The following is a 26,136-nucleotide window of genomic DNA, read 5'->3' as shown; positions in this document are numbered from 1 at the left end:
CATATGAGTGAAGAACAGCGCTCCCCGCGGTGGCTCCGGGCGGGCGGCCCGCTGCTGCTCGCCTGCCTCGGGTGGGCGTGCGGCGTGCCGACGCTCGTCGCGGACGGCGACATCCACGGGCTCGTGAGCCGCTGCCAGGACAGCCCCGGCGCCCCGGCCCCCGTACTGCCGCTCGCCTGGGCGGGGTTGGGGCTGGCCGTCGTCTCGGTGTGCTGGGGCGGCTGGCAGCTCGTCGCCGCCGTCCGCCGCAGGACGTTCCGGATCGGCCCGGGGCACGCCCTGCTGTGCGTACTGCTGCCGCTGGCGGCGATCGGGGCGCCGTTCCAGTACGCCCTGGTGCAGACCGCCGTGCACGACACCGGGGCTCAGCGGAGCAGTTGCTTCGGGCAGGGCCCGCTCACGGACGCGGTCGATCCGGCCGCGGTGCCCCGGACACGGCTCCCGGCCTGATCGCCGCCGGGCGACCCGGCGCACGAACCCGCGCCCGAGACCGAGCCCGAGACCGAGACCGAGGCTGAGAGCGAAGCCGCCGAGGGCGGCGGGCACGACGGCCGTCGTGCCGAGGACGCGCGGGTGGTAGAGGTCGAACACGCCGAGGCTCCTCCCCGGGGGCCCGGACGGTCCCCGCTCGTGGTGCCTCAACGATGACCCCGGCCGGCCCTCCCCCGCATGTACCGAACGGCACATCCTGAGCAGCGGCGCCCCCGTACACCCCTGCCGATCGGCCCAGCTCCCCGGGTCCCGGCCCCCTCGGCTCCAGCCGCCCTCGGCGGGGCCTACGGCTGGTGCACGTAAGGGGTCGTCGTGCTCACCCAGGCGAAGCCGAGGCGCTGGAGGATGGGCCGGCTCTGGTCGCTCGCGTCGACCTGGAGGTACTGGTAGCCGAGTTCGGCCGCGAGCCGGGCCCGGTGGGCGATGAGGGCCCGGTAGATGCCCCGGCCGCGCCAGTCCGGTGCGGTGCCGCCGCCCCAGAGGCCGGCGAACCCGGTGCCCGGGACCAGCTCCATCCGGGCGCCGCTGACCGGGCGGTCGCCGGCCATCGCGACGACCATGCTGACCGTCGGGGTGCCGTGCCGCAGGTGGTCGAGCAACCGCGCGCGCAGCCCGGGGTGCTCGGAGCCGAAAGCCTGTTCGTGGGCCTCCATCAGCAGGTCCACCCCCGCCGGGTCGGTCACCGGGAGTAGCCGGACCCCCTCGGGAAGGGCGGCGTCGGTGGGCAGGTCCGCGATCCGGGCGAGCATCAGCGCCTCGTCCGGCTCCGGGGTGAAGCCGGCCGCCAGCAGCCTGGCGCCGAGGTCGGCGGGGCGGTCGTGGGAGTAGGCCTTCCACTCGAACTCCAGGCCCAGTCCGGCGAAGTGGCGCACCTGCGCGGCGATCGCCGCGTCCGCGCCGGCCTCGTCCAGGCCGGACCAGACCACGCCGTTCCAGCTGTGCTCCGGGCCCACCTGCCGGATCACCGCACCGTCGCGTTCGACGCGACAGCCGGGGTCGGGCGGCGCGTTGCGCCGGAGCCGGTCGTCGAACAGGGCGAGCACCTCGTCATGATCCATCCGCTCACTCCAGCACGGCCCGGGAGCGCGCGCCATCGAGTTTCCGTGCCGCCGACCGCGGGCGACGGTCCCCGGCGGCGGCAGCGCCCGCGGGGGACGCACCCGCGGGGGACGCACCCGCGGGGGACGCGCCCGCGGCGGTCGCACCCGCGGCGGTCGCACCCGCGGGGGACGCGCCCGCGGCGGTCGCATCCGAGGGGGACGCGCCCGCGGCGGTCGCATCCGAGGGGGAAGCATCCGCGCCCGGCGTCCGCTCCGCCGCCCCGATCCGGCCGGACCGGATCGCCTCGCCCGGCGCCCGAGCACCCATGATGGCGTCCAACAGGCCCCGGGCCCGGTCGAGTTCGTCCATCTGCCGGGTGATCCTGGCGCGCTCCCGGGCCAGGCCGGCGAGCAACTCGGGGCAGGTCGGGCCGGGCGGTCGCTGCCCGGGAAGCGGCAGGCCGTGGAGGATCTCGGCGATCGCGGTGCTGTTGAGCCCGGCCGCGAGGAGGGTGCGGATGCCCCGGACGGTGTCCACGTCCCGCTCGTCGTACTCGCGGTAGCCGCTGGGGCGGCGCTCGGGGGTGAGCAGCCCCTGTTCCTCGTAGTAGCGCAGGGCGCGCGGGGTGACGCCGGCGCGCCGGGCGAGTTCTCCGATCCGCATCGCGGACACCTCCTCGGCGGAGCGTCCGCGCCGTCCGCCGCGACGTTCCACCGTGCCTCTGCGCCTTGACTCTGCCGTCGGCGTGAAGCTCTAGCGTAGCCGCCGTGACGAACGAACGATCTTCCTCAACCACCCCTGCCCGACCCGCCGTTGCCGTGCTGGGACTGGGCCCGATGGGCCGGGCGCTCGCCGGGGCGCTGCGGGCCGCCGGACATCCGGTCACCGTGTGGAACCGCACGCCGGGCCGGGACGCCGAGCCGCTCGCCCTCGGCGCGCGGTCGGCCGCGAGCGCCGCCGAGGCGGTGGCGGACGCCCCGCTCGCGCTGCTCTGCGTCCGCGACCAGCCGGCCGCCCGGAGCGTGCTGGAGGCGGCCGGAACGGCGCTGCGCGGCCGGACCGTCGTCAACGCCACCTCGGTCTCCCCGGACGACGCGCGGGCGAACGCCGCCGACGCCGAGGCCCGGGGCTTCCGCCTCCTGGACGCCGCGGTCCTCACCCCCACCCCGACCGTCGGCCGCCCGGAGGGCACCGTCCTGCTGAGCGGCGACGCCGAGGCCTTCGCCGCCCACGAGGCCGCACTGCGGGCGCTGGGCGGCACCGTACGCCACGTGGGCGCGGACCCGGGGCGGGCGAGCGCCTTCGACGCCGCCCTGCTCGACCTGTTCTGGACCACCGTGCACGGCTACCTGCACGCCCTGGCGCTGGCCCGCGCCGAGGGCATCGGCGGAGCCGAACTCGCCCCGTACGCCCATGGCCTGCCGCGCCTGCTGCCGCCGCTGATCGACGGCTACGCGCAGCGCGCGGACGAGCGCAGGCATCCGGGCGACCGCAGCAGTCTCGCCTCCGCCGAGGCCGGTCTGGCGCACGTCGCGCACACCGCCCGGGCGCGTGGCCTGGACACGTCCGTGCTGGACGCGGCGCTCGCCCTCACCCGGACGGCGGTCGGCGCCGGGCACGGGGCGGACGGAGTGTCCGTCCTGGTCGAGCTGCTCGCCGGGAGCCGGGCGCCCGGCGGCGGCCCTACTGCGCCAGGTACCCGCCGTCCACCGGCAGCACGACCCCGGTGACGAAGGACGCGTCGTCGGAGGCGAGGAAGAGGACGGCCGCCGCGACCTCGGCCGGGTCCCCGAGCCGCCCCATCGGGTGCCGCTTCTCGATCGCCGCGAGGTACTCCGGGCCACCGGGCTCGTCGTACAGCCGGGCGACGCGCGCGGTGGTGATGGTGCCGGGGGCGACGGCGTTGACCCGGATGCCGCGGTCGGCCCATTCCACGGCGAGGTGTTTGGTGAGGCCGGAGGCGACGAACTTGGCGGGCCCGTACACCGCCTGGCCGCGCTGACCGGCCTCGCCGGAGATGGAGGACAGGCAGACGATCGAGCCGCCGGGCCGGTCCTGGGCGGTCATCGCCTCGATCGCGTACTTGCAGGTGAGGAACATGCCGCGACCATCCACCGCCATCACGTGGTCCCAGTCCTCGGCGGTGGCCTCGGTGATCTCCATCAGGGGGATGATCCCGGCGTTGGCCACCAGGACGTCCAGTCGCCCGTGCCGCTCGACGGCGGCGGCCACCATCCGGCGGGCGTCCTCGTCCCGGGCCACGTCGCCGACCACCGTGCTGACGGCGCCGGGGAATCGTTCGGCCAGCCGGTCCAGCCCGGCCGCGTCCACATCGGTGGCGACCACCGACGCGCCCTCCCGGGCGAAGCGTTCGGCGACCGCCCTCCCGATGCCGTTGGCCGCACCCGTCACCACACAGGAGCGGCCGGCCAGCCGCCCGCCCGCCGGGCTCTCCGCGTTCACAGTCACCATGGCGGGACTCTACCCAGCCGACGGGCGGGCGCCGGGGCTCTTCGGCCGGTACGCCGGATCCGGACGGTCGGCGGCGCAAAAGCGGTCCCAGAGCGGCCCCAGAGCGGCCCCGGAACGGCCCCGGAGCGGCCACAGGACGACGCGAAGCGGCGCGAAGGGAGCATGAAGGGACCGCGAAAGGACCGCGAAGAGGCCCCAGAGCGACACGGAGGGAGCACGAGGACGAGGCCGGCGGAGAACCGGAACGGCGGCGGCCGGGACCGTCGGTACGGTCCCGGCCGCCAAGCCGGCTCGACTGCGGGACCTACACCCGCGCGTCGGTGGCCAGGGCCTGCGCCACCGGCAGGTTGGGCTGCGGGTGGGTCAGCAGGTGCACGCCCGCCGCCAGCGCGCCGCCGACCAGCGGAGCGAGCAGGAACAGCCACAGCTGCGACAGCGCCCCGCCGCCCGCGAACAGCGCCGGGCCGAGGCTGCGCGCCGGGTTGACCGAGGTGCCGGTGAGCGGGATGCCGACCAGGTGGACGACCACCAGCGCGACGCCGATCGGCAGCCCGTCGAAGCCGACCGCGGCCAGCCGGTGGGTGACCGCCAGGACGACGTAGACCAGCAGGAAGGTGAGGACGACCTCGGTCAGGAACGCGCCGCCGGCGTTGATGTGCACCTGGGAGCGGTCGCCCCAGCCGTTGGTGCCGAGCTTGCCGTGGGTCTCCAGCCCCGGTATCTGCTTCGCCAGCAGCAGGACAAGCGCCGCGCCCGCGATGCCGCCGAGCACCTGCGCCACCCAGTACGACACCGCCGTGCGGCCGTCGATCCGGCGCGCCAGCAGGAAACCGAGCGTCACCGCCGGGTTGACGTGGCAGCCGGAGATCGGGCCGAGCGCGTACGCGAGCGCCAGCAGCACGAAGCCGAAGGCGAACGCGATGCCCACCGGACCGATCGCCTCCCCCGCGAGCACCGCCGCACCCACCGCCAGCAACACCAGCAGCAGGGTCCCGACGAACTCGCCGATCACCGCCCGCCTGTCCGTTCCGCCCATGCGCCTGGTCCTCCTGACCGTCAGGGCAGGCGGTCCGGTGCCGCCCACGTCCGGCCAACCCTGGTCGACCGTTCGGGGGACCGCATGTCGGCCGGACGGCTCAGCGCCGTGTTCACGGCGCGTCCGCCTGCCGAATTACTCCGAACGGATGAAACCGTACGAAAATGGCGAGCTCAATGCAAAACGGAGGTAAAACGGGCAGACGGGTACAGGACGGGCGATGAACGGCTACCGGACCGTCAGCACGATCTTTCCGCGCAGGTGCCCGGCCTCGCTGACCCGCTGCGCCTCGGCCGCCTCCGCCAGCGGGAACACCCGGTGCAGCGGCAGCCGCAGGGTGCCCGCCTCGTGCAGGGCGAGCGCGGCCGCGAACGCGCGCCGGTGGTGGGACTCCACGCCCTCGACGCCGCCGTTGAACCGGACGCCGTGCTCCTGCGCCCCCACGACGTCGGCGATCGTCAGCACCCGGTCCGCGCTGCCCGTCAGCTCGATCGACAGCGGCAGCACCCCGCCCCGCCCGGCCGCGTCCAGCGCCCGGTCCACCCCGCCCGGCGCGGCGGCCCGCACCCGCTCGGCCAGGCCCTCGCCGTACGCCACCGGGATCGCGCCGAGCTCGCGCAGGTGGTCGTGGTTCGCCTCGCTCGCGGTGCCGACCACGGTGATCCCGCGCGCCCGGGCGAACTGGAGCAGCACGGTGCCGACCCCGCCGGCCGCGCCGTGCACCAGCAGCGTCTCGCCCGACCGCACGCCCAGCAGGTCGAGGACCCGCTCGGAGGTCTCGGCCGCCGTCGGGATCGCGGCGGCCTCCTCCCAGCCCAGCCCCGCGGGCTTGTGGGCCAGCACCGCCGCGTCCACCAGCGCGTGCTCCGCGTACGCGCCGCCCATCATGCTGCCGAACACCTCGTCGCCGGGCGCGAAGCCGCTCACCCCGGCGCCGACGGCCTCGACCACGCCGGACACCTCGACACCGGGCACATAGGGGAAGACGACCGGGAAGAGCCCGGCCAGCTCGCCGGTGCGCAGCCTGCGGTCCACCGGGTTGACGCCCACGGCGCGGACCGCGACCCGCACCTGGCCGGGCCCGGGCGCGGGCAGCTCGATGTCGATCGGGCGCAGCACGTCCGCGCCGCCGAACTCGGAGAAGGCGATCGCCTTGGTCATGGAAGGTCCTTGGGTTTCAGTGGAGTTGCCGACGGCTTCGCCGACGGAGCCAGTCGGTGGCGTTGCCGGCGGCTTCGCCGACGGAGTCGTCGGCGGAGCCGGCCTGTGGAGCCGGTCGGTGGAGCCGGCCTGTGGAGCCGGCCTGTGGAGCCGGTCGGTGGAGCCGGCCTGTGGAGCCGGCCTGTGGAGCCGGTCGCTTCCGACGACTTCCATCCTGTGCCCGGAACGGCGCGGGCCCGCCCGGCCCCTTCGGACGGTTCGACCTGTCCGAACGGCCAGGCCACGACGGCGGCACCCGAACTAGGCTGGACCGCATGGACGACATGAACGGCGCGGCGGACACCGCCGGCACGGACGAGCCCTGGCGGCGGCACTGGGGCCGCCCCGAGGACGCGCTGGCCCGGGCCGTCGAGGTGCTGCGCGCTCCCCGGCCGGACATCCTCCCCCGCCTGTCCGAGGTGCTCGACACCCTCGTCCCGCACACCGCGCTCGCGCAGCTCAGCGGCGTCTGCACGTTCAACCCCACGCACGGCTACGGCCCGCCCGAGCTCACCGCGGCCATCAGTACGCGGGACCTGTCCCGGCTGGCCGAACGCGCGGCCGCGACCACCTCGGCCGGCCGGCCCTGGCAGGGCGAGGCCGAACTCGCCGGACGGACCCGGCCGGTGGTGGTCGTGGCCACCACGCCGGCCGACGACAGCGGCGCCGCGCTGGTCCTCGTCCGGGCGGGCACCGGACCCGTCGCACCCGGGGCACTCGCCGTCCTGCAACAGCTGTGGGAACTGGTGGTCGCCCACTCCGACCACCGCGCCACCGACGCCGCCCCCACCCAGACGGCCGCCTCCCGTGCCTCCGCCAACGCCCGGGCCCGCGCCATCGCCGAGTTCACCGGCACCCACAGCGCCGCGCTCACCGCGATCCTGGCGCCGCTGCGCGCACCCGGCCTGGACGACGCCACGGCCCGCCGCACCGCCACCGAGCTGGCCGTCACCGCCCTGCTCGACCTGCGCCAGGGCGCCGAACTCGACCGCACGCTCAGCGAGCAGCCCGCCGACGCCGCCTTCGCCCGCCTGGTGCGCGAACTGCGCCCACTGCTGCGCCACACCCGGGTCCACCTCGACGCCGCGCCCCCGGCGGAGGCCGGCCGCTCCATCCCGGCGGACGCCGCGCACACCGCCCGCGACGCCGTGCGGGTGGCCGTGCTGCTGATGCTGGAACAGGAGAAGCCGACCCGGCTGCACGTCAGCTGGCAGCTCACGGCCGACGGCCTGCTGCGCGCCGTGGTGCGCGGCGACGGCCTCGGCGCCCTGACCGCCGACGCCCTCACCGTCCACCGCACCGCCGACCGCATCACCGCCCTCGGCGGACACCACGGCGTCGAGGCGGTCCCCGGCTGGGGCACCACGGTGACCGTCGACCTCCCGCTGGCCCTGCCCGAACCCGCCCTCGTCACCGACCCGCTGGACGGCCTCCAGCCGCGCGAACGGGAGGTCCTCGACCAGTTGGCGCGCGGCCGCCGCAACCGGGACATCGCGGCGACGCTGCGGATCAGCGAGTCGACGGTGAAGTTCCACGTCGCCAACATCCTCGCCAAGCTCGACGTGTCCTCGCGCGGCGAGGCCGCCGCCCTGGCCCACCGCGCCGGACTGCCGCGCGGGCCGGTCGGGCTGCACGCGGCGTCCTGAACTCCCTCCCCCCGAAAGAAGACCCTCGTGACCGACCCCACCACCTGGGACCCGGCCGTCCCCGGCATCCTGCGCCTGCCCTCCGGTCGCCTCCTGCGCGGCCGCGGCCTCAGCCGCCCCCTGCCGCCCGGCCCCCGACCGGACTTCGGCCTCTACCTGTTGGGCCGCCCGCCGCACGTCGACTGGCCGAGCCGCTGGGTGCGCTGGCCCGACTTCCGCCTCCCCGCCGACCGCGCGGACGCCGCCGACGCCTTCCGCGAGGCCTGGGAGCGCGCCGCCACCGAACGCGTCGAACTCGCCTGCGCCGGCGGGCGAGGACGCACGGGCACCGCCCTCGCCTGCATCGCCGTCCTGGACGGCGTCCCGGCCGCCGAGGCCGTGCCGTACGTGCGGGAGCACTACAGCCGGCACGCCGTCGAAACGCCGTGGCAGCGCAAGTTCGTGGAGCGGCTGGACAGGGCCTAGCCTGGGCCGGGTGGGGAGCGAATCAGAGATCTCGACGGCGAACGGCATCAACGGCGGCACGGTCAACGGCGACGTGTACCAGGCCGGAACGATCAACCTGGTCAAGACCTCCGTGCCCGAGGTCACCGCCAAGTCCATGGCCGCCGCCCGCACCGCGTACGCCCGGCGGGTGCGGGAGACGTACGGCCGGCTCGACCTGGAGGTGCTCACCCCGCTCTCCGAGCAGGGCGAGCACCCGGCGGTCGAGCTGCGGGAGGTGTTCGTCACCCCGCAGGTGCGGGAGGATCCACCGCCGGTCGAGCTGCCCCGCGAACTGGTCCAACGCCTGCTCACGAACGGCGAGTTCACGGAGGAGTCGCTGCCGGACGTCCTCGGGCAGTCCACCCTGGAGCGGTTGCGGGCCGAGTACCTCAGCCGGCCGACGGAGGACGTGCTGTCCGTCCTCGCCGGGCCGCGCGGCGCACGGGTGGTCCTGCTCGGCGACCCGGGCTCCGGAAAGTCCACGCTCGCCCGGTACGTAGCCCTCACCCTGGTGCAGGACGCCGACGGCCCGCTCGCCCCGCTCGACGGACTGGTTCCGCTGGTGGTCGAGCTGCGCCAGTACGCCGATGGGCAGTGGCGCGAACGCACCTTCGAGGACTTCCTCGACCACCGCCACGCCGTCGCCGGGATGTCCCTCCCGGGCCCCGAGCTGCGCCGACTCCTCACCCGGGGAGAGGCCGTGGTCGTCTTCGACGGCCTGGACGAACTGTTCGACCCGGGCGTGCGAGCCGCCACCGCCGAACGCGTCGCCGCCTTCGCCGCCCGCTACGAGCGAACCCGGGTGGTCGTGACCTCGCGGGTGATCGGCTACCAGCGGGCCCCGCTCGGCGGCGCCGGGTTCACCCACGTCATGCTCCAGGACCTCGACCCGGACCGCGTCGCCGACTTCGCCCGCCGCTGGTACGCCATCGCCTGCCCGACGGACGCCGAGCTGGCTGGCCGGCTGGTCGACCGCATCACCGGCGCCGTGGACGCCTCCCGGCCCATCCGCGAACTCGCGGGCAACCCGCTGCTGTTGACCATCCTCGCCATCATCGGCCGCCGCCAGGCCCTGCCCCGGGACCGCCAGGGCGTCTACGAGCACGCGGTACGCGTCCTGGTCGCCCACTGGGACCGCGACACCAAGCACCTGAGCGTCCCGCTGAAGCCCGGCGCCGCCGAGGCCCTCGACCTGCTGGACGACCGCGAGCGCCTGGAACTGCTGCGCCTGCTGGCACGTCGCATGCAGGAGGGTGCCGGAGGTGTCGCCGGAAACCACATCCACGCCGAGGAGTTGGAGGCGGTGTTCCACGACTACTTCACCCAGTTCGGTCTCCCGCGCCACCAGTGCCTCGCCGCCGCCCGCGCCCTGCGTGACCAGCTGCGGGAGCGCAACTTCATCCTCGCCCGGTACGGCTGCGAGGTGTACGGCTTCGTCCACCGGGCGTTCCTGGAGTACCTCGCGGCGGCGGACATCTTCCAGCGGTACACGGTGGGACGGGAGTGGACCCCGGGGGAGCTGATCGAGGAGGTCTTCGCCCGGAGGGCGGACGACTCGGTCTGGCACGAAGTGCTGCTGCTGGTGGTCAACCAGCTGAGCGAGCCGGATGCGGGGAGGGTGGTCGACCACCTGTTGGACCGGGGGGACGAGGACTCGATGGTCCTGGCCTTCGAGTCGCTGGCCGAAGTGCGGAAGATCGGGCGGCTGCACGCACAGAGCGACCGGGCGATCGACGCCGTCACCGACGCGCTGGAATCACACGGACTCATCAGCCTCATCGATCCGCTGACCACCGCGCTGGCCACCTTGGCCGCGGCACCGGCCTGGAACGGGCGTGACCGCTTCCTTCGCTGGTTCCGGCTCCGAGGGCAGTTCGCCGCGGCGCACGTGTCGACGGCGAGACTGGCCGTCGCGCTCCACGCCACCGTGGGCGTCTCTCTCGCCCTGGCCACGTTCGGCCGGCCGGACATCCGCGGCGCCGCGACCACGGCGTTGGCTCACCGCTGGAGCCACCATCCCGCTGTCGCGCCGGCGTTGCTGGAGCTCGCGGAGCGCTCCCCGCTGGCGGAGGTGCGCACCAAGGCCATGACCGAACTGGCGAGACGGTGGCCCGGTCATCACGGCGTACTCCCCTTGGCCCTCCGGCGCGCGGTCTCGGAACCCGACGACGGCTCACGCGGAGCCTGTCTGATCCTCCTGGCCCGCCACTGGCCGACCCATCGCGACGTCCTGCCGCTCCTGCTGGACCGCGCCACCGCGGACCCCTCCCCGGAGACCCGGGCGACCGCCGTACGCCGGCTCGGTCTGCAGTGGCCGGACCATCCGGACGTCCGACGGATGTCCCAGGTCCGCGCGGACGACGGGCCCGCCCCGGTGAGTCGCGACCGCGTGCTGGACCTGCTGACGAACCACTGGCCGAAGCGTTCCGACGGCCCCGCCCGGATGACGGAACTCGCGGTCGGTGACGACGACGAGATCATCCGTGGGGTCGCACTGGAAAGTCTCGTCCGAACATGGCCCACGGCCGACGGGACCCTCACGCTGCTTCTCGACCGTGCGGCCAACGACCCCTCCGTCCTCATCCGCGCGGTGGCGACCAGCGATCTCGTACGGCGTTGGCCCAAGCGCCCCGAGGTCATCGCCCTCCTGCGGAACCTCGCGACCCGCAGCACGGACAACATCATCCGGATCCCCGCGCTCAGGGCGGTCACCGCCGTGGCCAGGGAGACACCCGACACCTTCGAACGGATGATCCGGACGGCCACCGCGGCCGAGTTCGGTCCCGCCCGGGAACTGGTGCTGGGTCTCCTGACCACACGTTACGGAGCCCGCGACGACACGATCGGGTTCCTTCGCCGTCGTGCGACGGAGGACCCGGATCCCACGGTCCGTGGCACGGCGCTCAGCTGCTACGCGCTGGTCGCCTTCGACGCGGCCGAGGGCCTCCTCCGGGCCCGAGCTGCCGACGACCCCAGCCCGGAGATCCGCGGCCAGGCGCTGACCATGCTCGCCTGGCAGTGGCCGGACAGCCCGGAGACCGCCATGGCCCTCCGGTCCGCCCTGGCGAACGACCCCGATCCCGAGGTCCGCGAGGCGGCCGAGGCCGGGCTCGGGGCCGTCGCGCACCTCACCGGCTCCTCCTGAGCCTCGTCACAGGTCCCAGGTGCGGGCTGCCGCCCACGCTTCCACGGACTGCCAGTCGATGGTGGGGTGTTCGGCGTGCAGGGCGGGGATGTCGACGTCGAGACCGGGATCCTGGAAGTAGCGGAACATCGCGGCGAGGTCCGCGGAGTGGCCGGCCACGACGGCGAGGGGCACCTCCTCGCAGCGGACGGCGCGACCGCTGGCGGCGCTGATGGCGGCGGCGATCTGCTCGCCGGTTCGCCACTGGGAGGCGATGTCGATGCGGCGGCCCGCGTAGGTGTCGGGCCGGGCGAGGACGTGGGCGGCGAAGGCGCCGATGGTGTCGGCGGCGATCACGGGCAGCGGGACGCCGGGCGGCATGGGGAGGTGGAAGACGCCGTCGCGGAGGGACTTCAGGGTCCAGTCGTTGGCGTAGTTGTCCATGAAGGCGGCCGGGCCGAGGACGGTCCAGGGCAGGCCGAGGCCGGCCAGGTGCTGCTCGATGCGGTGCTTGCTGTCGAAGTGGGGGATGCCGGTGGAGCGGTCGGCGTTGGTGGCGGAGGTGAGGACGACGTGCCGGACGGTGGTGGCGGCCCGGGCGGCGTCCAGGAGGGTGATGCCCTGGCGGATTTCGGTGTCGAGGTCGGTCCCGAACGGGGTGGACATGGCGAACAGGGCGCCGGCGCCGTCGAGGGCGGCGGCGAGGGAGGCCGGGTCGTCGAAGTCGGCGCGGACCACGTCGGCGCCGAGGGCGGCGAGTTCGGCGGCGGCGGGTGAGCCGGGCTCGCGGGTGAGGGCGCGGACGGGGCGGCCGGCGCGCAGCAGGGCGCGGGCGGTGGCGCCGCCCTGGGCGCCGGTGGCTCCGGTGACGGCGACGGGAGGCGTGGACTCGATTATCTGCGTCATGCAGGCAACATAGAGAGTCATCTCTGCGTGACGCAAACAATTATCGGGCGGCCGGTTACCCTTCCCCCATGACGATGTCCCGCGACGAGCTGATGGCCCGACTGTGGCCGGTCTCGCGCCGCTACCTGGCCTCGTACGTGCTGTTCAACCAGGCCGTCGCCGACCACCTGGGCATGCACCCGACCGACGTCCAGTGCCTCAACCTGCTCACCCTGGAGGACGGGCCGGTCACCACCGGCCGGATCGCCGACCTCACCGGGCTCACCAGCGGCTCGGCCACCCGGCTGGTCGACCGGCTGGAGAAGGCCGGGCTGGTCACCCGGCAGCGCGACGAGGCGGACCGGCGGCGGGTGCTGGTCGCGGTCCGCCCCGAGGCGCTGGAGCGCTACGGGGCGGTGTGGCGCGAGCTGTCCACCGACTGGGTGGCCGCCTTCGCCGAGGACACCGAGGTCGAACTCGACTTCCTGCTACGGCACATGAACCGCACGGTCGAGCTGAGCCACCGGCAGATCGCCCGGCTCGCGGCGATGGATCCGGGCGGCTCGGACGGGCCCTGAGCCCGCTCGGACGAATCCCCCGGGCAGGCCGGGCGGGTCCCCCGCCGGGTCAGGACGACGCCGGCGACGGCAGGGAACCGAGGGCGAGTACGTCGGCGCGGCCGGCGCGGTGGGCGGTCCCACCGGCGGCGGCCGGCGAGACCGGGTTGCCGCCGGCGGTGCCGCCGTCGAGCGGTGCTACGTCTTCCGCAGCTGCGGCGCCGGCACCCCGATCAGCAGTTGCCGCACCCCGTCCCAGGCCGCGCGCAGGGCGGCCGCGACGGCCCGGGTGTCGGAGCCGAGCAGCCGAAGCCAGGCGCCGCTGTCCTGCGGCAGCACACTGACCCCGTACAACAACTCACCGCGACCCTGACCGCAGTCGGCCACGGCCTCGTGCAGGGCGTCCGCGATCCGGCCCGCCGGGGCGAGCGGGCTGAGGACGTACAGGCTGGACATCACGTCGTGCCCGGCCAGCACCGCCGGCCCGGCGACCCCGCCGCCCCCGGTCGGCGAGGGCTCCAGCCGCACGGTGTCCAGTGCCACCAACTCGCCGTCCGGACGCCGCACTTCGAGGTCGGACGCGAACACCCGGTAGGCGTTGCGCTCGCCCCGGGCGAGCCGTCCGGCCAGGACGGTCTCACCGGCCAGCACCGTCGCGTCCGGGTCGACGGTGAGGACGGTCCGCTGGTAGAGGCGCGAGTCGACGAAGGGGATCACCGGCTCGGGCAGGTACTCGACGTAGGCCCGCGGGCCCGCCGCCAGGTGGACCAGCTGCGTCGCGTAGTCGTACTCCATCCGGTAGACCTTGGTGGCCGCCTGGGTGGTCAGGTGGACCGCCGTGTCGGCGCCGCAGCGCAGGTCGGTGCGGAGCCGGTCGGCCTGGAGGATGCCGCCGCCGGTGGACATCAGGAAGGTGACGGCGAGGTCGGGGCGGGCCGGGTCGAAGTACAGCGGGCGCATGATCTGCAACGGCGACTTCTGGTAGTGGCCGGTGAGTTCGGTGCGCCCGCCGACCTGCTCGAAGGCCAGCTCCAGCAGCCCGACCTTGCCGGGACGCCCGACCGCGAGGGTGTCGGGCGTCCCGGCGTGGCGCCGGACCTCGTACGGGACGCGGGCCGGCTCGTAGTGCCGAGGGTCGAGCCGGGGCGGCTTCGCGGCCGGAGCAGCCGCACCGACCGCACCGACCTGAACGGCCCGAACGGCCTGAACGGCCCGGGCAGCCGACGAGGCTGTCACGCCGGGACCTTGCGGAAGGTCTCCAGGAAGGCCGCGATCTCCTCCAGCCCCTCCCCCGTCAGGCAGTTGGTGAGCACCACCGGCCCGCCCTCGCGCACCCGGTGGGCGTCGGACTCCATCACCCCGAGGTCGGCGCGGACGTACTGGGCGATGTCGATCTTGTTGATGACCAGCAGGTCCGACTCGGTGATGCCCGGGCCGCGCTTGCGGGGCATCTTCTCGCCCTCGGCGGTGTCGAGGACGAAGAGGAAGAGGTCCACCAGCACCGGGCTGAAGGTCAGGGTGAGGTTGTCGCCGCCGGACTCGAACAGCAGGGTGTCGACGTCCGGGAAGCGCTCCAGCATCTCGGCGCCGGCCGCGAGGTTCATCGTCGGGTCGTCCCGGACGGCCGTGTGCGGGCAGGCGCCGGTCTCCACGCCGACCACCCGCTCCGGGTCCAGCAGCCCGGCCAGGGTGCGCCGCACGTGCTGGGCGTCCTCCTGGGTGTAGATGTCGTTGGTGATGACCGCCGGGCGGTGGCCGCGGGCGATCAGCACCGGGACGAGCGCCTCGATCAGCGCCGTCTTGCCGGAGCCCACCGGCCCGCCGATGCCCACGCGGAGCACGTTCTCGGTCAACTCTCCTCCTTGGATTGTTAGTTCTGGTGGCACACGTACGCATCGAGTGGTCAGCTCATGAACAGCCGGGCCTCCGCCCGTTCGTGCCGCCCGGACATGGCGTCCGCGACCGGCACGCAGCCGCCGAGGTCCGCCAAGTCCCTTGCCAGCGCGGCGGAGACGACCTCCCGGATCACCGGGGAGGCCGCCCGCAGCACCACCTGCGCCTTGCGGTGGTCGGTCAGCCGCAGCCTGAGCGCCGCACCGACGAAGCTGGCGCAGAACGCGAACAGGTCGCTGGTGACGGCCTGTTCGACCGGAACGCCGGCCGAGGCGTACGCCACCCCGGCAGCCACCGCCTGGCAGCCGGGGGCCCGCTTCCGCGCGACCAGTGCGGCGTACCGCTCCAGCGCCTCGCCGCCCAACGACTCCCGGGCGATGTCCAGGAGTTGGCGTCCGGTCCGGGTGGCGGCCAGGCGCAGTTCGCGGTTGAGCCGGGTGGCGTGCAGCCGCTGGTCGGTCTCGGCGAGCAGCTCCCAGTCGCCCGCCGTGGCCGCCCGGTGGGCCAGGACCAGCGCCGTGGCGTCGGACGGTCCGACGCCGTGCCGCAGCAGGTCGGCGAGCAGCGCGGGCAGGGTGTCCGGGGTGACGGCCTTGGCCTGGGCGTAGCCCTCCAGCCCGTGCGACAGGGTGTAGAAGCCGCTGGGGAAGGCCGAGTCGGTCAGTTGGAGGCAGACCAGCAGCGCGTCCAGGCCGTCCCCCGACACGCCGGCGTCGGCAGCGACACCAACAACACCACCGGCGTCGGCGACATCGGTTCCGCTCACGCGAGGTAGAACAGGTGGTTGAGCGGCAGTTCGCGGGCCGGCTCGATGGTGGCGGGCTCGCCGTCCAGGGTGACCTTGTACGTCTCCGGGTCGACCGCGATCTTCGGCAGCGCGTCGTTGCGCACCATGTGCTGCTTGCCGACCGAACGGCACCGCCGGACCGGCAGCACCCGGCTCTCCAGGCCGAGTCGGGCCGGAACCCCGAGGTCGACGGCGGCCTGCGACATGAAGGACACCCGGGTGGCCTGCCTGGTCCGGCCGTACTGGCCGAACATCGGGCGGTAGTAGACCGGCTGCGGGGTGGGCAGCGAGGCGTTCGGGTCGCCCATCAGCGCCCAGTTGATCACGCCGCCCTTGATGACCATCTTCGGCTTGGCGGCGAAGGAGTTGATCGGCCAGAGCACGATGTCGGCGAGCTTTCCGGGCTCCAGCGAGCCGATGTGGTCGGCGGTGCCGGAGGCGACGGCCGGGTTGATGGTGAGCTTGGCGAGGTAGCGCAGCACGCGGGCGTTGTCGTTGCGCTCGCTGTCGCCGGCCAGCTTGCCGCGCTGGTCCTTGCAGTGGTGGGCGGTCTGGAAGGCGCGGGTGAAGGACTCGCCGATCCGGCCCATCGCCTGCGAGTCGGAGGAGAAGATCGAGATGACGCCCTCGTCGTGCAGCACGGTCTCGGCGGCGATGGTCTCGGCGCGGACCCGGGAGTCGGCGAAGGAGACGTCCTCGGGGATGCTGTGGCTGAGGTGGTGGCAGACCATCACCATGTCCAGCAGCTCGTCCACGGAGTTGACGGTGTAGGGCAGCGTGGGGTTGGTGGAGGACGGCAGCACGTTGGGCTCGCCGGCGATCCGCATGATGTCGGGGGCGTGGCCGCCGCCCGCGCCCTCGGTGTGGAAGGTGTGGATGGTGCGGCCGTCGATCGCGGACAGGGTGTCCTCGAAGTAGCCGGACTCGTTGAGGGTGTCGGTGTGGATGGCCACCTGCACGTCGTACTCGTCGGCGACGCTCAGCGCGCTGTCGATCGCGGCCGGGGTACTGCCCCAGTCCTCGTGCACCTTGAGGCCGCACACCCCCGCCTCGACCTGCTCGCGCAGGGCTCCGGGCAGCGAGCCGTTGCCCTTGCCGAGCAGTCCGACGTTGACGGGCAGGTCCTCGACCGCCTGGTACATCCGGTGGATGTTCCACGGGCCGGGGGTGCAGGTGGTGCCGTTGGTGCCGTCGGACGGGCCGGTGCCGCCGCCGATCAGGGTGGTGATGCCGTTGCTCAGCGCCTCCTGCACCTGCTGCGGGGCGATGAAGTGGATGTGGGTGTCGATGCCGCCGGCGGTGGCGATCAGGTGCTCGCCGGAGATCACCTCGGTGCCGGGGCCGATCACCAGCCGCGGGTGCACGCCGCTCTGGGTGTGCGGGTTGCCGGCCTTTCCGACGGCGACGATCAGGCCGTCCTTGACGCCGATGTCGCCCTTGACCACGCCGAGCACCGCGTCCATGACGACCACGTTGGTGATGACCAGGTCGAGCGCCCCCTGGAGCGAGGTCGCGGCCGGGTCCTGGGCCATCCCGTCGCGGATGCCCTTGCCGCCGCCGTAGACGGCCTCGTCGCCGTAGTGGCCCTGGTTGAAGTCCTGCTCGACCTCGACCAGGAGGTTGGTGTCGGCGAGGTGGAAGCGGTCGCCGACGGTGGGGCCGAAGAGGTCGGTGTACTGCCTGCGGGAGAGGATGGCCATCAGCGGTCGCCTTCCTGGTGGGTCTCCGTGCGGAAGTCCCGGGGCCGGTCTTCCTTGTGGTCGAGGTTGGTGCCCTTGAAGCCGAGGGCGATGGCCCGGTCGACGGCGCGGGCGCGGGTGGCGGGGGCGGTGATGCCGCCGTCCACGAGGTTGGCGAAGCCGACCAGGCGGCGGTGGCCGCCGAACTCGGCGAGCGTGACGTCCTTGGTGTCTCCCGGCTCGAACCGGACGGCGGTGCCGGCCGGGATGTCCAGGTGCTTGCCGAAGGCGGCGTTGCGGTCGAAGTCGAGGGCGCGGTTGGCCTCGAAGAAGTGGTAGTGGGAGCCCACCTGGATCGCCCGGTCGCCGGTGTTGCTGACCGTGACGGTGGCCTTGGCGCGGCCGGCGTTGATCTCCACCGGGTCCTCGCCGTACAGGTATGCGGCGCTACCGGACATGGTCGGCCTTCCTTTCTGCCGGGTCAGTGGGGGTGTGTTCGGGTCCCCGGGGGTGGCCGGGGCGGTCGTGCGCATGGTGCTGGTGGTTCTGATGCTGGTGCTGGTTCCCGTGCTGCTGCTGGTGGTGCTGGTGATGGTGCTGATGGCTCTGCTCGTCCGGCCCGTGGCTGTGCGCGTAGCCGTGCCCGTGCTCGGCGTCGAGGCCGGCCGGGATGCCGTCCTCCCCGTGCCCGAGCAGGTGCAGCGCCGCCGCCGTCCGGGCCGCGACCACCCCGGCGACGGCGGACGGCCGCAGCAGCGGACCGCCGTCCCGTACGCCGGGCAGCGGGGTGCGCAGGGCCGGCCCGAAGGAGGCCGGAACGGCCGTCACCTCGCGTGCGCCGAGAAGGCGGCAGCGTTCGGCGCCCTCGGCCGGGTCGGGGTCGCCGCCGTCGAGGGCGACCTCGACCCACCGGTGCCGGCCGTACTGGCGGGCGAGGCGGGCGATCCGGAACAGCTCGGCGTCCTCGAACGGGCCGGCCGCCGGCGCGGTGACCAGCACCGCGCCGTCGGGGGCGGCGCCGGCGGCTGCGCGCAGCCAGCCGATCAGGTGGTCGGCGGCGGCGAAGGGGGCGGTCAGCGCGAGCCGTCCGCGGCCTTCCCCGGCGGCCAGCCAGCGCAGCGCCCGGGCGGTGTCGGCGACCAGTCCGGGGTCGCGGCCGAGCGTCATCGGCACGACGCACACCGGTCCGTCGCCCGCCGCGGCGAGCGCCGACCGTACGGCCTCGATGAGCGGACGGCCCGCGGGGGCGACGGCGTGCACGGTGGCGCACCCGGCGGTCGGGGGCCGGGTGGTGGAAGGCACCGTGGACGGGTGCCGGGCGGCGGCCGGCCCGGTGGACCCGCCGGCCACCAGGGCGGCGAGGTCCCGTCCGCCGTCGCTCTCGTGCCCACCGGCCAGCACCACGGTGGCGGCCTGAATCCGGGTCATCGCTCAGGCACCCACCGGGTCGTGGCAGGAGACCAGCTTGGTCCCGTCCAGGAACGCCGCCTCGACCTGGAGCAGCGGGAGCATCTCGCGCACGCCGGGCATGACGTCCTCGCCGCCGACGACCTGCTTGCCGATCTCCATGCACTCGGCGACGGTCCGGCCGTCCCGGGCGCCCTCCATGATCGCCTCGCTGATCAACGCGCAGGCCTCGCTGTAGTTCAGCTTGACGCCGCGGTCCCGGCGTTTGCGGGCCAGGTCGGCGACGACGTAGATGTACAGCTTGTCCATCTCACGCGGCGAGAGATTCACGGGTATCACTCTTCCTTTCCGGGAATCCGATGAATGGCAGGGAGTGCTCGCGGCAATCGACCTGCCGAGAGTTCAAATAAAGCGAAGAGAAGCGAGAGAAACGAGGGAAACGAGAGCGGCGGGGAAAGTGGGGAAAGTGAGGGGATTGCGGGGACGTCGGGCGCGGAATCAGACCCGGCGCAGGCGCGGGACGGCCGGGACCGCCGCCAGGAACAGCATCGTGGTCAGCACGAACGGCCAGGTGAAGGCATGGCCGCCGAAGGGCGCGGAGACCGCGCCGAGCGCCGGGGTCAGCACCGTCGCGCCGGCCGCACCGAGCAGGGCGTAGGCCGCGCTCCAGGCGTCGGGCGCCAGGAACACCCCGCACAGCGCGAGGGCGACCAGCACCCCGCTGTACCCGAGCAGGCCCTGCCCTACGGCCTCGCCGGGGGCGCCGAACGCCCAGGCCGTGAGCAGCCCGGTGGCGCTTCCCGCGCAGGCCATCAGGCCCGCGAGCCGACTCGCCGCGAACAGCCCGGCCAGGAACAGCAGGCCGGCGTACCACTGCGGCACGAGGAAGATCTGACCGATGTTCGCGAAGAACCCGTGCCAGAGCCGGTCCCAGCCCAGCCCGGTCGGCCCCTCCGCCGGAACGGGCAGGGCGGCGGGCGCTCCCGCCCCGCGCCACAGCCGCCGGAGGCCGGGGGCGGCCGCCGTGACGGCGGTCGCGACCAGGCAGAACGGCGCGGTCAGCGCGGGCAGCCGCCAGGTGGCGAGCAGCGCCCCGAGTCCCGCCGCGACCACCACGGCGACGGCGGCCCCGAGGACCGCCACCGCGACCGTCGCGGGGCGCCCGGCGCCCAGGAGGACGGCGCAACCCAGCGCCACCAGGCACCCGTTGTACCCGTGCAGCCCCGCCCCGACGGCCTCCCGGTCGAGCCCGAGCCCGTACGCCACGGCGGTGGAGACGGCACTGCCCAGCAGCCCGTAGAGGCCGTACTGCCAGTCGGCGGCGAACAGTGCGGCCACGAAGAAGAGTCCGCAGACGACGGACGGCATGAAATCGACCTGCGCGACGCCGCGCAGCACTTCCGCGAACCACCTGCCGGATATCGGACGAGTCGCCACCGAGGCGCTCTCCCCACCCTGTTGCAAATCCATGCTGCGCACCAATTTTCCGGTACGGCCGGCCTGCCTGAAAGTCGGCCCCGGCGATTCCTCCGGAACCGTACTCCTACGGTTTGCGAAGTCCAGGGGGCACGGGCTGTTATGCCAAATCCACGGAGGGTGACCATCGGGCCACTGAGCTGCAACAATCTGTTGAAGTCAGTGCGGGTCGCGTTCGTTGCAGGGAGAAATCCTTTGCGAAGTTTTACCGACGGTTGGCATCGACGCCGCCGGGGTCCGCGCTCACTCCACCCGGCCCAGATGCCGCACCAGGAACCTTTCGGAGGACATCAGTTGGAGCTCCGGCACCCCCACATGGCCCCCGAGATTGGCGTGCAGCGTCTTCTCCCGCGAACCGAGCGCGCCGAACAGGGCCAGCGCCCCCTCACGCAGGACCAGCTCGTCGTCCCACTGGACGAGGAACTCCACCGGCACCCCGACCCGCTCCGCCGCCTCCGTCTGCGAGGCGTGCCCCGTCAGCCCGAACACCGCGACGGCGACCCGCGGTTCGGCCGCCGCCAGCGGGATGCCGATCACGCTCCCCAGCGACAGCCCCCAGTACCCCACCGGCCCGAGGCCCTCCGCCCGCCCGCCCAACGCGTCCAGCACGGCCACCCATTCCGGCACCGCCCGCTCCGCGAGCGCCGCCGTGTGCCGCGCCACCCACGCACTGATCGGCCGCCCTGCGGCGATCAACTCCCCGATCTCGGTGGCGAACCGCTCGTCCTGCGCACTGCGCGGCCGCTCCCCGTGCCCCGGCGCGTCCAGCGCCACCGCCGCGCACCCGAGCTCCCGCACGCACCGGCGGGCCCGGTCCACCAGCCCCGGCACCAGCTTGTGCTGCCCGCCGCCGTGCCCCAGCAGTACCAGCGGCCGCCCGCCGAGGGACGATCCGTCCGGCTGCCAGAGCACCCCGGGCGCGCCGTCGAGGGTGAAGCGGCGCTGCGTCACGCCGTCAACGCTGGATTCCGAGGTGAAGTGCACCCCGCCATCATGGCTCCCGACACACGTTCGAGTCCCGACTTTTCCGCGTTGCCGCCGGAGCGGACCGCCACCGGCGGCTGAGCGGTGGCCCGCACGCCGCGGCACGGCCGGGGCGGGAGGCCGCCCCACCGGGCCCGGCCGGTGGGCGGCGCCGAAGGGCACCGGAGGTCGGGCGGGCCGACTTTCCGCTCCGGGCTCGCCGCACCGGGATTCCGGTGCCCGTGAGCGCTACTGCGCGGCCGGGGCGGGCTCGCCGAGGAAGGCGAGGAGGAGGGCGGTGGTCTCGGCCGGGCGCTCCAGGCTGGGGAGGTGGCCGGCCCAGGGGAGTTCCTGGTGGCGGGCGTCGGGGAGGAGGGCGGGGAGGGTGGCGGCGATGTCGCGGAAGTCCTGGAAGTCGTGGGCGCCGGCCACGGCCAGGGTGGGGGCGGTGATCCGGCCGAGGTCGACGTCCTCGCGGTCGGAGCCGAACTTCGCCTCCAGCTGGACGTCGAAGGCGTGACGCTGCATCCGGCGGACGTGCGCGCGCGTCTGCTCGTCGGCCTCCGGGCCGAGCCAGGACTCGACGTTCAGCTCGACGGCCGCGTCGATCTCCCCGGCCTCGATCAGCTCGTCCTCCCGGCCGCCGAAGGCGCGCAGGGTGTCGCTGGGCCGGTGCCCGGGGATGCCCGCGCCGAGCAGGGCCAGCCTGGTGACCGCCTCGGGGCGCAGCGCGGCCGCCGTCAGGGCGATCCGGCCGCCGTGGGAGGCGCCGACCAGGGCGGCGGTCCCGATGCCCAGGTGGTCGAGCAGGGCCAGGACGTCCCCGGTGTCGCTGTACGGGCCGTCCGCGAGCGGCGTGTCGCCGAAGCCGCGGAAGTCGCAGCGGACCACCCGGTACCCGGCGTCGATCAGCGGCTGCCACTGCGCGTCCCACATCCGCCGGTCGCACACCGAGGAGTGCAGCAGCACCACGGCGGGCCCACTGCCTGCTACGTCATGAGAAATGATCATCCGGCGGATAGTAGTGCCCTTGCCGCCGTTACCCAAGCAGTTTGAAGCCGCCGCACCCACCCGGTAAGCGCTTCCGGCCTCCCCGGGGCTCTGGACGGGTGAAGGAGGTGATCGGAGGTGCTCATGCGAGAAGCGAAGAGCGATCGGGACGACGGGTTCCAGGCGTTCATCGTCGCGGCCTGGCCGCGCCTGGTCCGGACGGCGTACCTGCTGGCCGGCGAGCAGTACGCGGCCGAGGACCTGGTGCAGTCCGCCGCCGAGAAGGCCTGCGCGGCCTGGTCGAAGGTGCGCCGGGCCGACGATCCGTACGCCTACGTGCGGCGGATCCTGGTCAACCAGCACGCCCGGCGGTGGCGCCGCCGGGCGCCGGAGCTGCTGGTGGACGCGGTGCCGGACACGGCGGGGGCGGAGGACGGCTTCGCCCGCTCCGACCAGCGCGGGGCCCTGCTGGCCGCGCTGGCCACCCTGCCGCCGCGCCAGCGCGAGGCGGTGGTGCTGCGGCACTGGGAGGACCTGAGCGACAGCCAGACGGCGGCGGCCATGGGCTGCTCGGTGGGTGCGGTGCGCAGCCACGCGGCGAAGGGCATCGCACGGCTGCGGCAGGTCACGGCGCTGGTGGAACTCAAGGACACGACACGGATCGGAGGAGTGGCATGAACCGGGAGCCGGACGGGGTGGGTACGGACGCGGACGACGGCGAGGACCTGTGGGTCGGGTTCGGCCTCGCCGAGGCGGCGGCCGGCGCGAGGATCGGCCCGGCGCCGGTGGCGGACATCGTGGCGGGCGGCCGCCGGCTGCGGCACCGCCGCCGTACGGTGGTCGGCGCGGCGGTGCTGGCCTCGGTGGTGGCCCTGACCGGGGGTGCGCTGACGCAGCTGAGCCCGGGCGGGGCGCCCGCCCGCGGGATCGGTGCCGCGGGCGTCGGCGCCGCGCTCTCCCCGGCGCCCGGCCCCACGCCGGAGCGCACTCCCGGGTGGGGCTCCCCCATCCCGCTGGACGGGACCGCCCCGGCCTTTCGGAACCCGCTCGCCCCGGTCCGGGTGCTGCTGGGCCAGGGCCTGACCCCGGACGGCAAGCAGTGGCAGCTGTGGGAGGCGCTGTGGCCGCAGGCTCCGCAGTGGCAGGCGTTCGAGCAGGCGACGGCGGTGTGGGAGGAACGCAGCCGGTACGACCCGACGGTCCCCGAGCCGACGCCGGAGTACGTCCGGCAGTACTGGCAGCCGGACTCCGACGTCACCAACGTCTACTTCACGGTGGACGGGGTGCGGCAGTCCCACGACTCCGAGGGCACCCAGGCGGCCCCGGGCAAGGTCGACCCGCGCAGCCGGACCGATTTCGGCGGCGGCCTGGTCGGCCACCGGGGCAAGGGCGACACCGTGGCCCCGCTCGACGTGGTGCTGCTCTCCCTCGGTCCGGACGTCGGCCGGGTGGTGGTGACCTGGGCGGACGGCAGCACCACCGAGCCGGCGTTCGTCACCGTGGCCGACTCCCCCGTCCGCGCGATGGTGGTGGCCCGCCCGGGGACGATGCGGGCGAAGTCCTGGCAGTTCTTCGACAAGGACGGCAACACGCTCCCGGACGCCGGAGCCCGGTACCTGACGGAGCCTCCCTCCTGAGACGGACGGCGGGAGTGGGAAGTCGGCCGGGCCGACTTCCCACTCCTCGCCCACCCCTCAGCCGAGCAGCAGCTGCGCGGCCACCGTCGCGCCGTCCGTGCGGATGCCGGCGGCGACGGCGGCGGCGCGCTCACGGGTGGCGGGGGCGAGGACGTGGCGGAGGGCCGCGGTGAGGGATCCGGCGGTCGGGGTCGGGCCGTCGTGGGCGACGCCGATGCCCAGCTCCGCCACCCGCGAGGCCCAGTAGGGCTGGTCCACGATCTGCGGGACCAGCACCTGCGGCACGCCGGCCCGGGCGGCCGTGGTGGTGGTGCCCGCGCCGCCGTGGTGGACGACGGCCGCGAGCTTCGGAAACAGCGCCTGCTGGTTGACCTCGCCGACCGCGAAGCAGTCCTCGGCCCCGTCCACCTCGGCCAGTCGGGCCCAGCCGCGGCCGAGCAGTACCCGCCGGCCCTGCGCCCGGACCGCCTCGACGGCGACCCGGGCCGCCTCCACCGGGTCGCGCAGCGGCATGCTGCCGAAGCCGACGTACACCGGCGGCTCGCCGGCCGCCAGGAAGGCCGACAGGTCGGCGGGCAGCGGGCGTTCGTCCGGCAGGATCCACGCGCCGGTCTGCACCGTCTCGGGCCAGGCCGCGCCGGCCGCGCCCCCGCCCGGGCCCGGCCACGGGTCGAGCAGCGGGTCGGTGGCCAGCCACGGCCGTCCGGTGAGGACGTGGTCCCGGACGTTGTCGGCCACGGGCAGTCCGACGGCCGCCCGGTGGGTGTTGACCGCCGCGCCGAACAGCGCGTTCATCGTCCCGATGTTGAGCTCCCACAGCTCCCGGGGGTCGGTCACCTCCGGCGGGTACGGCAGCATCGGGTACTCGAACGGCCGGTGGTGCGGGGAGGGCAGCATGGTCGGCTGGAGGGCGACGCAGGTGAAGCGGGCACCCAACTGCTCGGCCGCCGCCTGGGCTCCGGCCACCGCCGGGAACAGGCCGGTGGCCACGACCGCACCTCCCGGCTCGGCCGCCCCGAGCACCGCCGCGTGGAACTGCTCGACCAACCGGGCCGCGCGCTCGGGGAGTTCCGAGGGCGCCGGGGGCGGCCCGCTGACCAGCGAACGCACCGACTGCCCTACCGGCACCAGTTCGACCCCGGCCTCGGCCAGCCGGGCCGCGAACTCCTCGTCCGGCGGCGCGCACACCCGCGCCTCGGCACCCAGTTCCCGCAGCCGCAGCGCCAGCGCGGCCATCGGCTCGACGTCCCCGCGCGACCCGTACGTCGACAACACCACTCGCACGTCGTGACTCCCCGTTCCCTCGGATTGCGTCCTTGAGCCGGTGATTCTGCGGCAGCACCGGGGCCTTGTGGCAAGGCCCCCCGTGCGCTATACGTTGAGAGTGGCGAGGAGTGGGTACGCCTCCGGCCACCTCCGGCCACCTCCGGCCACCTCCGGCCACCTCCGCGACGCCGAACCGCCACGACGCACCGGGCGGGCGCCGCAATTCCCCGGGCGGGCGCCGAAGCGCCTGGCAGACTCTCCCCATGCGCACCGTCATTGAGAACATGGCCTCTCAACTCACCCGTGTGCCGGGCGTGGTGGGGGTGATGCTCGGCGGGAGCCGGGCCCGGGGCGAGGAACGGCCGGAGTCGGACTGGGACCTCGGGGTGTACTACCGGGGCGCCCTCGACCTCGACGCGCTGCGGGCGCTCGCCGGGCCGGAGGTCGAGGTGGCCGGGCCGGGCGGCTGGGGCCCGTGGGTGAACGGCGGGGCGTGGCTGCGGGTCGAGGGTGTCGCCGTGGACTGGATCCTGCGGGACCTCGACCGGGTCGGGCGGGTGTGGGCGGACTGCCGCCGGGGCCACTTCGAGGTGGGAACGCAGGCCGGCCACCCGCTCGGCTTCTGGTCGCCCTGCTACCCGGGCGAGGTCGCCCTCGGACTGCCGCTGGCCGACCCCACCGGGGAGTTGACGCGGCTCAAGGAGCAGGCCGCCGACTATCCGGAGCCGCTGCGCGACGCCCTCACCGCGGCCACCTGGGAGGCCGGCTTCCTGCTCGACACCGCCGCGAAGAGCGCCGCCCGCGCCGATGCCCTGCACGTCTCGCTCTGCCTGTCGCGCGCCGTCGGCATCCTGGTCCAGGCCCTCCACGCCCACCACCGCCGCTGGTGCCTCAACGAGAAGGGCGCCCTGGCCGTGGCGGAGCAACTGCCGGACACTCCGGCGGACTTCGGCACGACGGCACGCGGCCTGCTCGCCGCGCCCGGCGGATCGGCGGCCGAGCTGACGGCCACGGTCGCCCGGGCACGGGAGCTGACCCGGGAGACCGTGGCCGCACTGGGCCGCTGAGCCGCCGGCCGGCCCGCTGGGCCGGCCCGCCG

The 26,136-nt window shown here is 74.5% G+C and carries 25 protein-coding genes and 1 pseudogene; 9 read left to right on the top strand and 17 right to left on the bottom strand.

The genetic code is table 11. The features are described 5' to 3' along the window. The first annotated feature begins 3 nt into the window (after positions 1–3). Positions 4–450 (top strand): hypothetical protein, encoded by a 447-nt coding sequence (locus tag ACZ6EM_RS04480; RefSeq protein WP_465771653.1) that lies wholly within the window; start codon positions 4–6, stop codon positions 448–450. A 326-nt stretch (positions 451–776) separates the two neighbouring features. Here ACZ6EM_RS04480 and ACZ6EM_RS04475 read toward each other — a convergent pair whose 3' ends face one another. Together ACZ6EM_RS04475 and ACZ6EM_RS04470 are read right to left on the bottom strand one after the other, a co-directional pair. Continuing rightward, complete coding sequence (locus ACZ6EM_RS04475) at positions 777–1,550, bottom strand: GNAT family N-acetyltransferase (protein ID WP_465771652.1); 774 nt, start codon at positions 1,548–1,550, stop codon at positions 777–779. Between the two features lie 271 nt (positions 1,551–1,821). Further along, positions 1,822–2,196 (bottom strand): annotated as a pseudogene (locus ACZ6EM_RS04470) (MerR family transcriptional regulator); the annotation flags it as partial. Positions 2,197–2,300: 104 nt separating this feature from the next. Here ACZ6EM_RS04470 and ACZ6EM_RS04465 point away from each other — a divergent pair. Beyond that, positions 2,301–3,263, top strand: a complete 963-nt coding sequence (locus ACZ6EM_RS04465; RefSeq protein WP_452177727.1) for an imine reductase family protein — start codon at positions 2,301–2,303, stop codon at positions 3,261–3,263. On the opposite strand, the gene ACZ6EM_RS04460 is transcribed toward ACZ6EM_RS04465, so the two are convergent. The 3 genes from ACZ6EM_RS04460 to ACZ6EM_RS04450 all read right to left on the bottom strand — a co-directional run bounded on the left by ACZ6EM_RS04460 (position 3,217) and on the right by ACZ6EM_RS04450 (position 6,202). Continuing rightward, positions 3,217–4,005, bottom strand: coding sequence for an SDR family NAD(P)-dependent oxidoreductase (locus ACZ6EM_RS04460; RefSeq protein ID WP_380348448.1), 789 nt, complete (start codon positions 4,003–4,005; stop codon positions 3,217–3,219). The genes ACZ6EM_RS04465 and ACZ6EM_RS04460 overlap by 47 nt on opposite strands. Before the next feature lie 304 nt (positions 4,006–4,309). Further along, the gene (locus ACZ6EM_RS04455) at positions 4,310–5,041 is read right to left on the bottom strand and encodes an MIP family channel protein (RefSeq protein WP_380537783.1); all 732 of its coding nucleotides are present in this window, start codon (positions 5,039–5,041) and stop codon (positions 4,310–4,312) included. 228 nt (positions 5,042–5,269) lie between these two features. Further along, positions 5,270–6,202: an NADP-dependent oxidoreductase gene (locus ACZ6EM_RS04450; RefSeq protein ID WP_401045376.1), complete on the bottom strand. Its 933-nt coding sequence runs from the start codon at positions 6,200–6,202 to the stop codon at positions 5,270–5,272. 314 nt (positions 6,203–6,516) lie between these two features. On the opposite strand from ACZ6EM_RS04450, the gene ACZ6EM_RS04445 reads away from it, so the two are divergent. From ACZ6EM_RS04445 to ACZ6EM_RS04435, 3 genes are read left to right on the top strand one after another with little or no spacing between them, the layout of a single operon-like run. Beyond that, entirely contained in the window at positions 6,517–7,887 is a 1,371-nt protein-coding gene (locus ACZ6EM_RS04445; RefSeq protein WP_452180453.1) for a helix-turn-helix transcriptional regulator, read from the top strand. 27 nt (positions 7,888–7,914) lie between these two features. Continuing rightward, positions 7,915–8,352, top strand: coding sequence for a protein-tyrosine phosphatase family protein (locus ACZ6EM_RS04440; RefSeq protein WP_465771650.1), 438 nt, complete (start codon positions 7,915–7,917; stop codon positions 8,350–8,352). Positions 8,353–8,362: 10 nt separating this feature from the next. Further along, positions 8,363–11,518, top strand: coding sequence for a HEAT repeat domain-containing protein (locus tag ACZ6EM_RS04435; RefSeq protein ID WP_465771648.1), 3,156 nt, complete (start codon positions 8,363–8,365; stop codon positions 11,516–11,518). A gap of 6 nt (positions 11,519–11,524) precedes the next feature. Here ACZ6EM_RS04435 and ACZ6EM_RS04430 read toward each other — a convergent pair whose 3' ends face one another. Next, positions 11,525–12,403: an NmrA family NAD(P)-binding protein gene (locus tag ACZ6EM_RS04430; protein ID WP_465771647.1), complete on the bottom strand. Its 879-nt coding sequence runs from the start codon at positions 12,401–12,403 to the stop codon at positions 11,525–11,527. A 74-nt stretch (positions 12,404–12,477) separates the two neighbouring features. Between ACZ6EM_RS04430 and ACZ6EM_RS04425 the strand changes: the two genes are divergently transcribed. Then, positions 12,478–12,960 (top strand): MarR family winged helix-turn-helix transcriptional regulator, encoded by a 483-nt coding sequence (locus ACZ6EM_RS04425; RefSeq protein WP_401045387.1) that lies wholly within the window; start codon positions 12,478–12,480, stop codon positions 12,958–12,960. Positions 12,961–13,137: 177 nt separating this feature from the next. Here ACZ6EM_RS04425 and ACZ6EM_RS04420 read toward each other — a convergent pair whose 3' ends face one another. From ACZ6EM_RS04420 to ACZ6EM_RS04375, 10 genes are all read right to left on the bottom strand, one after another. Next, positions 13,138–14,175 (bottom strand): urease accessory protein UreD, encoded by a 1,038-nt coding sequence (locus ACZ6EM_RS04420; protein WP_465771646.1) that lies wholly within the window; start codon positions 14,173–14,175, stop codon positions 13,138–13,140. Beyond that, positions 14,172–14,792, bottom strand: a complete 621-nt coding sequence (ureG, locus tag ACZ6EM_RS04415) for an urease accessory protein UreG (RefSeq protein WP_387689683.1) — start codon at positions 14,790–14,792, stop codon at positions 14,172–14,174. Before ureG ends, ACZ6EM_RS04420 begins: the two co-directional genes overlap by 4 nt. Positions 14,793–14,842: 50 nt before the next feature. After that, a complete protein-coding gene (locus tag ACZ6EM_RS04410) occupies positions 14,843–15,598 on the bottom strand; it encodes an urease accessory protein UreF (RefSeq protein WP_465771645.1) in 756 nt (251 codons plus the stop codon). Beyond that, complete coding sequence (gene ureC, locus ACZ6EM_RS04405; protein ID WP_359904396.1) at positions 15,595–17,319, bottom strand: urease subunit alpha; 1,725 nt, start codon at positions 17,317–17,319, stop codon at positions 15,595–15,597. Before ureC ends, ACZ6EM_RS04410 begins: the two co-directional genes overlap by 4 nt. Then, positions 17,319–17,756, bottom strand: a complete 438-nt coding sequence (locus ACZ6EM_RS04400) for an urease subunit beta (protein ID WP_359904398.1) — start codon at positions 17,754–17,756, stop codon at positions 17,319–17,321. Before ACZ6EM_RS04400 ends, ureC begins: the two co-directional genes overlap by 1 nt. Beyond that, complete coding sequence (locus tag ACZ6EM_RS04395; protein WP_465771644.1) at positions 17,746–18,726, bottom strand: sirohydrochlorin chelatase; 981 nt, start codon at positions 18,724–18,726, stop codon at positions 17,746–17,748. Before ACZ6EM_RS04395 ends, ACZ6EM_RS04400 begins: the two co-directional genes overlap by 11 nt. Positions 18,727–18,729: 3 nt before the next feature. Continuing rightward, positions 18,730–19,035, bottom strand: a complete 306-nt coding sequence (locus tag ACZ6EM_RS04390; protein ID WP_188298983.1) for an urease subunit gamma — start codon at positions 19,033–19,035, stop codon at positions 18,730–18,732. A gap of 168 nt (positions 19,036–19,203) precedes the next feature. Beyond that, complete coding sequence (locus ACZ6EM_RS04385; RefSeq protein WP_465771643.1) at positions 19,204–20,142, bottom strand: urea transporter; 939 nt, start codon at positions 20,140–20,142, stop codon at positions 19,204–19,206. A 282-nt stretch (positions 20,143–20,424) separates the two neighbouring features. Beyond that, positions 20,425–21,132, bottom strand: coding sequence for a dienelactone hydrolase family protein (locus tag ACZ6EM_RS04380; RefSeq protein WP_401047963.1), 708 nt, complete (start codon positions 21,130–21,132; stop codon positions 20,425–20,427). A 261-nt stretch (positions 21,133–21,393) separates the two neighbouring features. Continuing rightward, entirely contained in the window at positions 21,394–22,155 is a 762-nt protein-coding gene (locus ACZ6EM_RS04375; protein WP_465771642.1) for an alpha/beta fold hydrolase, read from the bottom strand. A 123-nt stretch (positions 22,156–22,278) separates the two neighbouring features. On the opposite strand from ACZ6EM_RS04375, the gene ACZ6EM_RS04370 reads away from it, so the two are divergent. Together ACZ6EM_RS04370 and ACZ6EM_RS04365 are read left to right on the top strand one after the other, a co-directional pair. Further along, positions 22,279–22,812 carry a SigE family RNA polymerase sigma factor gene (locus ACZ6EM_RS04370; RefSeq protein WP_401047985.1) on the top strand — a complete coding sequence of 178 codons (534 nt, stop codon included), beginning with the start codon at positions 22,279–22,281 and terminating at the stop codon, positions 22,810–22,812. Further along, a complete protein-coding gene (locus tag ACZ6EM_RS04365) occupies positions 22,809–23,771 on the top strand; it encodes a hypothetical protein (RefSeq protein WP_465771641.1) in 963 nt (320 codons plus the stop codon). Before ACZ6EM_RS04370 ends, ACZ6EM_RS04365 begins: the two co-directional genes overlap by 4 nt. Before the next feature lie 57 nt (positions 23,772–23,828). Here ACZ6EM_RS04365 and ACZ6EM_RS04360 read toward each other — a convergent pair whose 3' ends face one another. Continuing rightward, on the bottom strand, positions 23,829–25,055 hold the full coding sequence (locus tag ACZ6EM_RS04360) for a glycosyltransferase (RefSeq protein WP_465771640.1): 1,227 nt from the start codon (positions 25,053–25,055) through the stop codon (positions 23,829–23,831). Positions 25,056–25,300: 245 nt separating this feature from the next. On the opposite strand from ACZ6EM_RS04360, the gene ACZ6EM_RS04355 reads away from it, so the two are divergent. Continuing rightward, the gene (locus tag ACZ6EM_RS04355) at positions 25,301–26,104 is read left to right on the top strand and encodes a nucleotidyltransferase domain-containing protein (protein ID WP_452191431.1); all 804 of its coding nucleotides are present in this window, start codon (positions 25,301–25,303) and stop codon (positions 26,102–26,104) included. The last annotated feature ends 32 nt before the right edge of the window (positions 26,105–26,136 follow it).

The organism is Kitasatospora sp. NPDC041917 (genome assembly GCF_055589745.1).
The sequence above is the reverse complement of the archived record's forward strand: the minus strand, read 5'-3'. Positions and strand labels throughout refer to the sequence as shown.

Coding starts and splice junctions, on each gene's coding strand:
- ACZ6EM_RS04480 (WP_465771653.1), top strand. CDS start 4: ATGAGTGAAGAACAGCGCTCCCCGCGGTGGCTCCGGGCGGGCGGCCCG.
- ACZ6EM_RS04475 (WP_465771652.1), bottom strand. CDS start 1,550: ATGGATCATGACGAGGTGCTCGCCCTGTTCGACGACCGGCTCCGGCGC.
- ACZ6EM_RS04460 (WP_380348448.1), bottom strand. CDS start 4,005: ATGGTGACTGTGAACGCGGAGAGCCCGGCGGGCGGGCGGCTGGCCGGC.
- ACZ6EM_RS04455 (WP_380537783.1), bottom strand. CDS start 5,041: ATGGGCGGAACGGACAGGCGGGCGGTGATCGGCGAGTTCGTCGGGACC.
- ACZ6EM_RS04450 (WP_401045376.1), bottom strand. CDS start 6,202: ATGACCAAGGCGATCGCCTTCTCCGAGTTCGGCGGCGCGGACGTGCTG.
- ACZ6EM_RS04445 (WP_452180453.1), top strand. CDS start 6,517: ATGGACGACATGAACGGCGCGGCGGACACCGCCGGCACGGACGAGCCC.
- ACZ6EM_RS04430 (WP_465771647.1), bottom strand. CDS start 12,403: ATGACGCAGATAATCGAGTCCACGCCTCCCGTCGCCGTCACCGGAGCC.
- ACZ6EM_RS04425 (WP_401045387.1), top strand. CDS start 12,478: ATGTCCCGCGACGAGCTGATGGCCCGACTGTGGCCGGTCTCGCGCCGC.
- ureC (WP_359904396.1), bottom strand. CDS start 17,319: ATGGCCATCCTCTCCCGCAGGCAGTACACCGACCTCTTCGGCCCCACC.
- ACZ6EM_RS04400 (WP_359904398.1), bottom strand. CDS start 17,756: ATGTCCGGTAGCGCCGCATACCTGTACGGCGAGGACCCGGTGGAGATC.
- ACZ6EM_RS04395 (WP_465771644.1), bottom strand. CDS start 18,726: ATGACCCGGATTCAGGCCGCCACCGTGGTGCTGGCCGGTGGGCACGAG.
- ACZ6EM_RS04375 (WP_465771642.1), bottom strand. CDS start 22,155: ATGATCATTTCTCATGACGTAGCAGGCAGTGGGCCCGCCGTGGTGCTG.
- ACZ6EM_RS04370 (WP_401047985.1), top strand. CDS start 22,279: ATGCGAGAAGCGAAGAGCGATCGGGACGACGGGTTCCAGGCGTTCATC.
- ACZ6EM_RS04365 (WP_465771641.1), top strand. CDS start 22,809: ATGAACCGGGAGCCGGACGGGGTGGGTACGGACGCGGACGACGGCGAG.
- ACZ6EM_RS04355 (WP_452191431.1), top strand. CDS start 25,301: ATGCGCACCGTCATTGAGAACATGGCCTCTCAACTCACCCGTGTGCCG.